This window comes from Paenibacillus medicaginis (assembly GCF_042138635.1).
Taxonomy (GTDB): Bacteria; Bacillota; Bacilli; order Paenibacillales; family Paenibacillaceae; genus Paenibacillus; species Paenibacillus medicaginis.
The window spans coordinates 1-9766 of record NZ_JBHIRY010000063.1; the positions used below are offsets into that span (position 1 = coordinate 1).

Consider the following 9766-nt stretch of genomic DNA (forward strand, 5'->3'; position numbering starts at 1 on the left):
GGAAAGCCGTGTGCGGGAAATCCGCATGCACGGTTTGACGGGGAGTCCGAGGGAGTAATCCCTCGTCTTACCCTACTTCTGTTGCTGCTTGCTATGGAGTAAGCATTCAAAATTGGCGGAGTGTCAGGGTCTCCCATTGGATTTACTTCAAAGTCATCATTGCTTTGTTTTAGTTGATCTGTTTGATACACACCGTCTGCAACCTCCTCTGTTGTGCCGATATGCAGATCGTAATTTTTGTCAAATTTGATTGCGCCGCCAGTGGAGAGGACGACTTGGTTTGTGTCTGCAATGTTTTCCTGGTACTCTTCAAGCAACGCTGGATCGACGTAGGATTGCAGCTCTGCGGTTGTAACCGATAATGTTCCATCGTTGTTTAACGATGCAAAACCGTTATCAACCACATATTGATGCACTTCTTTGATGGAGTTTAGGTCTGGGATGGTAGGTGGACTTCCGGAGTCGGCAGATGCTACACTTGTAAAGACTGTTGCAGATATTGCAAGAATAGATAGTGCTTTACCAAAAATTTTCACAAACAATTCCCTCCTGTATTTTGAATTCTACACAATTGTATCAGGTAAATAACGGAATTTGAACAACTTTATATCATTTTAGGAGGAAAGACCTATGAGAAAGTTGATGAAATTGAGCCTGTTAGGTATTCTCAATGCTTTGTTCTTGTACCTTTTCTTTCTACCGCAAGGGAATTTTTATCGGATTACGAGAATAACAGGATGGTCGGCAGATTCAGTGAGTATGTGGACTAATGTCGTGTGCCTTGCTTTATTTGTAATTATGTCTGTGTCTCTCTATAAGCTGTCCCGCAAGTTTTTTTATGGGGAAGCTTCTGCCTACTGGTCGGTCATCTCTTGGGTTCCCTTCTATGTGCTACTTATTGTAGCCAATAGATGGCTGCTACCGATTACACAGGCCGGAGATGACCCAGCTCCCGTTACAGGGTTGCTTATGATAGCATCGTGGTTTGTGTTTCCTATCTATATTACGCTTATTACTATGTTTGCTACCACCGGTCGCCAGCAGCAGAAATAGCTGCTACATCTATACTCCGCGATCTTTCTTCTGGATACGGCTGTACCGAGTGGAATCACGAATGCCATCTTCTAGTGAAACGGGCGGGCCTAGAAAAAAATCCGAAAGACGGAGTAAAGCTTGCTGTGAGAAGTCAGCAGACGCCATAGTACGTGAGCCGCGACAGCGGCGGGCGGAAGGGCTGAACAATCGTAAGTCTCAGCGTATGCCGAGCAAGGATACGGCCACGCGGTCGAAATTGACCTGTCCAAATACTTCGACACGTTGAACCATGAGCTTCTGTTGAATCTGCTGCGCAAACAAATCCAGGACAAACGCGTCATCGACCTGATCAAAAAGTATCTGAAAAGCGGAGTCATGGAGAACGGAGTGCGTCGGTCAACGGAAGAAGGTTCGCCCCAGGGCGGGCCGTTATCCCCGCTATTAGCCAACATCTACCTGAACGAATTTGATCAGGAGATGGAAAGCCGAGGCGTGAAACTCATCCGCTATGCGGATGATAGTACGCCACGAATGCGCGGCGCGTAAGAGCCAAGCAATGCTGAACAAGAGATGAGGGCGGGCCCCTCGGAGCCGCTGTGCAGGCGGAGGCTCCAAACCACCTTAAGCTGCTGCGGACAAAAGCCGTGGTGGTGAGCGTTAAGGAAAAGGCAGGGCGAGACTCTGTCAGGTGAGTGCTACGGAGACGAACACAAGTCAATGGCTGATAAAGTGTCGAAAGCGTAGGGATGTCATCAAAACCAGGAGGGAGTCGTTGGCCCTGGGATGAGTCTGGAGGAAACCTGTTTACTGTCCAGATGGTGACCGGCATGAAGGCGGCGTGAACGCAGCACAGGCTCTTGTTCGGAACGTGGGAACCTACGACTCCGATGATAATGGAAAAATCCAAGCGGAAATCCCGCAAGGATGAAAGTACAGATGCGGAGTATAGGGGCGGAATAGCCCGTAGTAGCGATGAACCCACTGAAAAGGTGGTGGAGCGAAGGGGCTGTGTTATCCCGTTTTGGAAATGCGTCAACCGCAAAAGTGGGAGGAACAAATGGACAAAACAAAGCCGTATGAAATCTCAAGGCACATGGTTTGGGAAGCGTATAAGCTGGTCAAGGCGAACAATGGAGCGGCCGGAGTCGACGACGAGTCGATTCAGGAGTTTGAAGCCAACCTGAAAGACAACCTCTATAAAATCTGGAACCGGATGTCCTCGGGCAGCTACTTCCCCCCGCCAGTCAAAGCGGTAGAAATACCGAAGAAGAATGGTGGAGTGAGGATTCTGGGCGTACCGACAGTATCTGATCGCATTGCGCAAATGACGGTCAAACTGTACTTTGAGCCGTTAGTGGAACCTATTTTCCATCCGGATTCGTATGGGTATAGACCGAGGAAATCCGCAATTGATGCAGTTCGAGTGACGCGAACACGGTGTTGGCGATATGACTGGGTGCTGGAATTCGACATCAAAGGTCTGTTTGACAACATTGATCACGAGATGCTCATGAAAGCAGTAAGGAAGCATACGGATTGTCCATGGGTCCTGCTCTACATCGAAAGATGGCTAAAAGCTCCATTTCAAATGAAGGACGGGAGCAAAAGAGAGAGAATTGCCGGCACACCTCAAGGCGGTGTCATCAGTCCGGTACTTGCGAATCTGTTCATGCACTATACGTTCGACAAATGGATGGGAAACAAACACGCGCAAAATCCGTGGGCAAGGTATGCGGATGATGCAGTAATCCACTGTCGAACGAATGAGGAAGCAGAACAACTGCTGGAGAAACTCAAAGAGCGATTTAAGCAATGTAAACTCGAATTGCATCCGGAGAAAACACGAATTGTCTATTGCAAAGATGATGACCGTAAAGGAGACCATCCCGAAACCAAGTTTGACTTTCTGGGATACACCTTTCGTCCAAGGCGGTCAAAGAACCGATGGGGAAAGTACTTCATTAACTTCACGCCAGCAGTCAGTAATAAAGCGTGCAAGGCGATGAGGCAGACAATAAGAGGATGGCGGATGCACCTGAAACCGGATTTGGGGATTTATGACCTGTCAAGAATGTTCAATGCTTCCGTCAGAGGTTGGATTAACTACTATGGCCACTTTTACAAGTCGCAATTGTACACTGTTCTGCGTCATATGAATGATGCGCTCGTCAAGTGGGCTCGGCGGAAATACAAGAAGCTGGAGAGACACAAAACGCGGGCTATTCGGTGGCTAGGGCGACTCGCGAAGAACGTTCCCGAACTATTTGCTCACTGGCGATTAGGCATATTGCCTGCGGCTGGATAATGGGAGCCGGATGAGCTGAGAGGTTCACGTCCGGTTCTGAGAGGGCCTGAGAGTGCGATTCTCTCGGGCTACTCACCTCGTCGTGCTGGCGAAGAGCAAGCGAGCAGCCAAGCGATTGCTGGAATCCAGCCGGACGTATTTGGAGCAGAAACTAAAGCTCCAAATGAACACGGAGAAGAGCAAGGTGGTCAGCGTCGTAGCGCAGAAGCACTTCAAATTCCTCGGATTTGCGCTAGGGAAGAACGGAAAGGGCGTATACATACGCGTAGACCGCCAATCCCTGGCCAAGGCAAAGAAGAAGCTGAAGGAGCTAACGAGACGAAGTCAAGGCAGAAATGCACGACAAGTGATGGAGAACATGAAAGGCTACATTCGCGGCTGGATCGGCTATTTCTACGTAGCGGACATGAAACGAATCCTGCAAAGCTGGAATGAATGGTTGCGAAGACGAATGCGGATGTACATCTGGAAACAGTGGAAGAAGCCTCGAACGAAGGTGCAAAATCTGCGAAAGCTGGGCGTGCCAGAGTGGCAGGCTTACCAATGGGGGAACACAAGGCTGGGATACTGGAGAATAGCCGGAAGCGCAGTACTGAATCGCTCTGTAACAAACGAAAGGCTCGCACAGGCAGGGTATTATGACTTCCCTGCTCAATACGAGCGCTTGCGTCAATTGCACTTAAACGGTTGAACCGCCGTATACCGAACGGTACGTACGGTGGTGTGGAAGGTCGGCTACTCAATTAATGGGTAGCCTCCTATCCGATTGTATGTTAATCCTGGTTGTTCTGCTTGTTTCTACGTACTAACCCCCTAATAATGAAGAACAATGCAGCAAAAAAGGCAATTGTGATAATAATACCAATTATTATAGTAATGACTCCGGAAGTCATGTCTCAGCTCCTCTCTTATAATTTATAGTGATCCTGTATATTTTTTAACAATTTCAGTCCGTAAATAGGAGTGGATTCTAAATAAATATATAAAAAGGTACTAAAATTATACCCCTTTTTTTGATGACAATAGGTCAGGCTCGCCCCGACGTAATTCGTTAGGGCGGCATTTTCCCTTGTCTCACACTGTACGTACCACTTTCACGGCATCCAAGAGCGCCGCTGCCGCTCTCTCCGATCCGGACGAGCTCCGGCTATCAACTTATAATGCGTAGGGGACCCAATCGGATTTTTATTTGAATAGGAGTGAATGCATGTCTGATTTAAATTTTATTGTATATAACTACCAATATTATGAAAAGAACCTGCTGTTTAAGGATAAAACTCGCCAGCTTTCTCATACTAGACTTTATTGGACAGCTGAGGAGGCGATAGAGCAAATGGACCGTACTACACAGCATGAAGGAGATACAGAGGCTGTGCTGCAGCCGCCAGTCGGCCAGGAGAACGGAGACGGGGAAGATGCTGAAGTCCGCAAGCGGCATCAGGAGAAGGTTGATCATGAAATCTCCGATAATGTCAAAGAATCTGTGCTGTATTGGCAGGGGGACGATACGATATCCACCAGACTGGAGGATAACAAGAAGACATTAGAGGATACTGTGGGACTGGGTGCATCCTTTGATGTCGTTCTGCGGGAAATGAGTTTTGGCGGCAGAAAAGTGGGCATTTTCTTTATAAATGGATTTGCGAATTCACTGATTCTGACCGAGCTGCTTGACCGGCTCAGTTATGTGACACCAAAGGACTTATCTTCAAATGCCTTGCACTCCTATTTTGAACGCTTTATCCCGCATGTCCAGGTAGAGCTGGCGGATCAGATGTCAGCAGCCATTAATAAGGTGCTAACCGGGATGAGCGCTTTTTTTATCGAGGGAGAACGCAAGGTTATTCTTGTTGATACCCGTCAGTATCCGTCAAGAGGACCTGATGAGCCCAGCATTGAACGCGTGGTCCGCGGTTCGCGGGACGGCTTCACGGAGACGTTAATGACCAACGTGGCGCTTGTACGGCGGCGTCTGCGTGATCCGGGGCTCAAATATGAAGTTATGCAGGTCGGCCGCCGCACGCGAACGGATGTATGTCTTGCCTATATCGATGATATTGCAGATAAAAAGCTGGTGGAATCGGTCAGGGCCAAAATCAAAAAGATCGTTATTGACGGTATTCCGCTGGCTGACAAGCAGCTGGAGGAGGCGATGACCGGCAAGAAATGGAACCCGTATCCGCTTGTGCGTTATTCGGAGCGGCCTGACGTGGTAGCCTCCCATCTGCTCGAGGGAAGGGTTGTTCTGTTTGTCGATACCTCCCCCAGTGTTATGATTTTGCCGACGACCTTTTTTGATCTGTGCCAGCATGCGGAGGAAAACAGGCAGTCTCCGTTTATGGGGAGCTACTTGCGCTGGATCCGCTTTGCCGGCATTTTTGCCTCGTTGTTTCTGCTGCCGCTCTGGATGCTGATGGTGATCAGCCCTGAGCTGAAACCGCCTGTACTCGATTTTATCGGTCCCCAGAAGGCGGCGAAGCTGCCCCTGATTCTGCAATTTCTGCTGATTGAGTTCGGGGTGGATTTGATGAGAATGGCGGCTGTACATACACCCACACCTCTCGCCAGCGCCATGGGATTGATCGCAGCGATTCTGATCGGCGATGTTGCCGTCAAAACCGGACTGTTCGTTAACGAGGTAGTTCTATATATGGCTATCGCGGCCATCGGCATGTTTGCGACGCCAAGCTATGAGCTGGGACTTGCCAACCGTTTGATACGGCTCGTGCTGCTGGTATTGGTGGCCGCCTTTAAGGTAAAAGGATTTGTGATCGGTGTAACCGCTATTCTTGTGCTGCTTACGGTACACCGCTCCTACAATTCTTCGTATATGTGGCCCTTTATTCCTTTCAATGCCAGGGGCATGCTGTCCATTCTTGTGCGCAAATCGGTGATGGAGGATGAAAAGAGACCGTCATATAACAAGCCGCGTGATTCCACACGCATGCCGGAGCGTCAGGGAGGCAGCTAAAGGATAAGCTGAAACCAAGACATCCGGATAAAAATCCGTTGCCCGCCGGGCATTTTTTGCTATACTTATGTAGACATTCTTTGGAATAAGCGCTGTTCCGGAAAGAGAGGCCCCAGGATATGTATTTACATGGTACCAGCAAAATTAATGCCCAAGGGCATTTGGAAATAGGCGGTTGTGACGCGACTGTGCTGAGAGAGCAATTCGGCACACCGCTGTATGTTGTTGACGAGCAGCTGGTCCGCCGCCGCTGCCGTGAATTTATCGAAGCTTTTCGCGCTACAGGGCTTTCTTTTCAGGTGGCCTATGCAAGCAAGGCGTTCTGTGTAGTGGCTATGTGCGCCCTGGCCGCGGAAGAGGGCATGTCCCTGGATGTGGTGTCGGACGGTGAGCTGTATACCGCTCTTCAGGCACGGTTTCCGGTTGAGCGGATTCATTTCCACGGAAATAACAAAACGCCTGCGGAGCTGGAAATGGCGCTGGACGCCAGGATCGGCTGTTTTGTCGTGGATAATCTGACCGAGTTACACCTGCTGCAGTCGCTTGCTGCCGAGCGGAATATGCGGGCCAATATCCTGCTCCGTGTGACGCCAGGCGTAGAAGCCCATACGCATGAATACATCTCGACAGGCCAGACTGACTCCAAGTTCGGATTTGATATCGGCAACGGGGCGGCCATGGAGGCGGTCAAACTGGCGCTTCAGCAAAGTCAGTTGAATTTGCTCGGCATTCATTCCCATATCGGTTCCCAAATCTTCGAGGTGGACGGTTTTCAGGTTGCCGCTGGTCGTGTGGCCGCATTTACAAGGCTGGTGAAAGAAGAGCTCGGAGCGGAATTTAAGGTTATTAATCTTGGCGGCGGCTTCGGGATTCGTTATACGGACGAGGATTCGCCGCTACCGGTATCCCGTTATGTGGAAGCTATTGCCGAAGCGGTCAAAACCCATTTTGCCGGCATTAATGCCACACTGCCGGAAATCTGGATCGAACCGGGCCGCAGTATCGTTGGTGATGCAGGTACCACGCTCTATACAGTTGGAAGCATTAAGGATATTCCCGAGGTGCGTAAATATGTATCAGTCGATGGGGGCATGACGGATAATCCGAGACCTGCCCTTTATCAGGCGAAATATGAGGCACTGCTGGCCAACCGTGCAAATGATCCGGACGAGGAAACGGTATCCATCGCCGGAAAGGCCTGCGAGAGCGGAGACATGCTGATCTGGGATGTCGAGCTGCCAAGGGTCAAGAGCGGTGACCTGCTCGCGGTGGCATCCACCGGCGCTTATAACTACTCGATGGCCAGCAATTACAACCGGATACGCCGCCCTGCGGTTGTGTTCGCCATGGGCGGCAAGGCGGAGCTTGCCGTGCGACGCGAGAGCCATGAGGACCTGGTGCGCAACGATCTGATCCCTGCACGTGTGAGCAGCCGTACGCTGGTGTAAAGAATGCAGAAGACTTTGCCAAGCGCAGGGATTCATAGTAAACTGGAGTCTGATGTCTCTCTGACAGCAGTTCGGACGGAGCGTAATCCATCCTCCGGGCGCCAAATTTGATGGACGGGGTGTGCAATAGATGAAAAAAGGTAAAATTGTGCTTGAAAACGGCGGAGTCGTTGAAATCCAGTTCCTCCCTGAAGAAGCTCCAAATACGGTAGCAAATTTCGAAAAGCTGGCCAACAGCGGTTTCTATAACGGCCTGAGCTTTCACCGCGTAATCCCGGGCTTCGTGGCCCAAGGTGGCTGCCCGGTCGGCAACGGCACAGGCGGTCCTGGCTACACTATCGATTGCGAAACGGCTACCAACACGACCAAACACGAAAAAGGCGTGCTCTCCATGGCTCACGCCGGACGCAACACCGGTGGCAGTCAGTTCTTTATTGTTTATGCGCCACAGCCGCACCTGGACGGAGTGCACACCGTGTTTGGCAAAGTGATCAGCGGCATGGAGCACATTGATGCCGTGAAGCAAGGTGACAAAATGAAGGAAGTTACGGTGTTTGAAGCGTAAGCAAACCGATTGTCCTTGTGCGTCTGGTGACACGCAAACAATGAGAGTTTTTCATAAAGCGGCGGTCTTTTCCTGGGGTTTATCCTGGGAAAAGGCCGCCGCTTTATTTTGTCTTAGAAATAGGTCTGGACATGCGGATTGTCACCAATAGCAAGAGAGTTGACAGGGGGCAGACTCTATTTTTTTCTCAACCGTTTGAATTTAATAGTTTATGTGAACAATGAAGAAAAAGGAATTTTCAATAGTTTAGGAAGCATGGTAGACTAAGGGTTAAAAAATACGGATGAACATCCGATATAGGTGTAAAGGCATACGGCCTGAAACAACGGCGTTATTCGCTTGGAATAAGAAAAGTATGGAGAGGTGCCGAATGATTACCCTGGATACAAGTGAAATCATCGAGATAACGAGAAAGCAAATGGGAAAAGTAATGAACCTGTACCCGGTTGAGCTGAAATTCACGGATGATTTTGGCAGAGAAAGACCGGCGGCTGACCATAAATTCAGTCTTACCAATCAGCATTACTCCGCAAAAGTAATGGACTGCATTCTGGAAAATGAAGTGCGTCCTGTACTGATGTGTGAAATCATATATTTCCTGAAATGTGAATATATTGACGGGATTATCGATCTGCGGCTGGATTATGATTTCCGCAAAGGCTTCGAGCAGAACCCGCTGGCTACGGCCGTTGTTTCCTTTGATGATGATGTTAAGCTGGAAAGAGAAGAGCTGGCGGATTTAATCGATTTGGCGCTGCAGATGAATGATAAAGGATGGTTTGAAGAGCTTTCGCAAAAATATATGGAGCTTCAGGCATAAGCGCTCTCCTTTTGCATGGTGTGGACGCTCCGAGAACGAAGCATTCCTCCAATCGCTGTTGACCCTTCGGGCCAAAGGCGACCGCTCCGCTTTTCCGGAATTGCTTCGTCCTCTCCGCTGCTGCGTGCGTATCCCCGACAACATAAAGCAATCACGCTTGCGTTACTTGAGCGATCCTTTCAAGATTCCTGCTTTGACCGCAAAAGATCCAGAGCAGTGAAGAAGTCTTCTGCTCTAGATCTTTTTTGCCGACTGAAAAATTCATCTTTGGAACAGGCTCGTATAAAGATTAGTTTTTTCTATTTTTTCTCTTTGCCAACATGTAACCAGCTCCTGCAAGAATGGCTGCACCAACTGTTGCTGAGAGCAGAACTGTATTTTTTGAGGTAGTTGATTCTGGGGTGTTCTTCACATCCGTTGCAGATCCACCGGAGGGCCGGTCAGTTGGATCTGTTCCATTATTTTCAATCGCTTCTAATATTAGTGAAGGGGGAAAATATGACTTTATATTTCGGATGGATTTTTCTTGTAATAATTACAGTTATCTCACATTTCGCACCCTTATGAACGCCTGAAATAATATTTTTGGATCAAAGAAGAAATGACCGAATGGCGTCGAATA

General features: G+C 49.2%; 8 protein-coding genes and 1 pseudogene. 8 read left to right on the top strand and 1 reads right to left on the bottom strand.

What is annotated here, in order from left to right:
• A partial coding sequence (locus ACE5LO_RS27440) for a hypothetical protein (RefSeq protein ID WP_375523089.1) occupies nt 1-536 on the bottom strand: 536 nt, incomplete at its 3' end.
• A 94-nt stretch (nt 537-630) separates the two neighbouring features.
• Here ACE5LO_RS27440 and ACE5LO_RS27445 point away from each other — a divergent pair.
• From ACE5LO_RS27445 to ACE5LO_RS27480, 8 genes and pseudogenes are all read left to right on the top strand, one after another.
• The gene (locus ACE5LO_RS27445; RefSeq protein WP_375523090.1) at nt 631-1053 is read left to right on the top strand and encodes a hypothetical protein; all 423 of its coding nucleotides are present in this window, start codon (nt 631-633) and stop codon (nt 1051-1053) included.
• Nucleotides 1054-1275: 222 nt separating this feature from the next.
• Nucleotides 1276-1581 (top strand): annotated as a pseudogene (locus tag ACE5LO_RS27450) (reverse transcriptase domain-containing protein); the annotation flags it as partial.
• Nucleotides 1582-2092: 511 nt separating this feature from the next.
• A complete protein-coding gene (ltrA, locus tag ACE5LO_RS27455; RefSeq protein ID WP_375523091.1) occupies nt 2093-3340 on the top strand; it encodes a group II intron reverse transcriptase/maturase in 1248 nt (415 codons plus the stop codon).
• Between the two features lie 52 nt (nt 3341-3392).
• On the top strand, nt 3393-4031 hold the full coding sequence (locus ACE5LO_RS27460; protein ID WP_375523092.1) for a group II intron maturase-specific domain-containing protein: 639 nt from the start codon (nt 3393-3395) through the stop codon (nt 4029-4031).
• A gap of 642 nt (nt 4032-4673) precedes the next feature.
• Complete coding sequence (locus tag ACE5LO_RS27465) at nt 4674-6311, top strand: spore germination protein (protein ID WP_375523093.1); 1638 nt, start codon at nt 4674-4676, stop codon at nt 6309-6311.
• Between the two features lie 119 nt (nt 6312-6430).
• On the top strand, nt 6431-7759 hold the full coding sequence (gene lysA, locus ACE5LO_RS27470; RefSeq protein WP_375523094.1) for a diaminopimelate decarboxylase: 1329 nt from the start codon (nt 6431-6433) through the stop codon (nt 7757-7759).
• A 130-nt stretch (nt 7760-7889) separates the two neighbouring features.
• The gene (locus tag ACE5LO_RS27475) at nt 7890-8324 is read left to right on the top strand and encodes a peptidylprolyl isomerase (protein WP_375523095.1); all 435 of its coding nucleotides are present in this window, start codon (nt 7890-7892) and stop codon (nt 8322-8324) included.
• Between the two features lie 370 nt (nt 8325-8694).
• Nucleotides 8695-9144, top strand: a complete 450-nt coding sequence (locus tag ACE5LO_RS27480) for an IDEAL domain-containing protein (RefSeq protein WP_375523096.1) — start codon at nt 8695-8697, stop codon at nt 9142-9144.
• Nucleotides 9145-9766 lie beyond the last annotated feature (622 nt).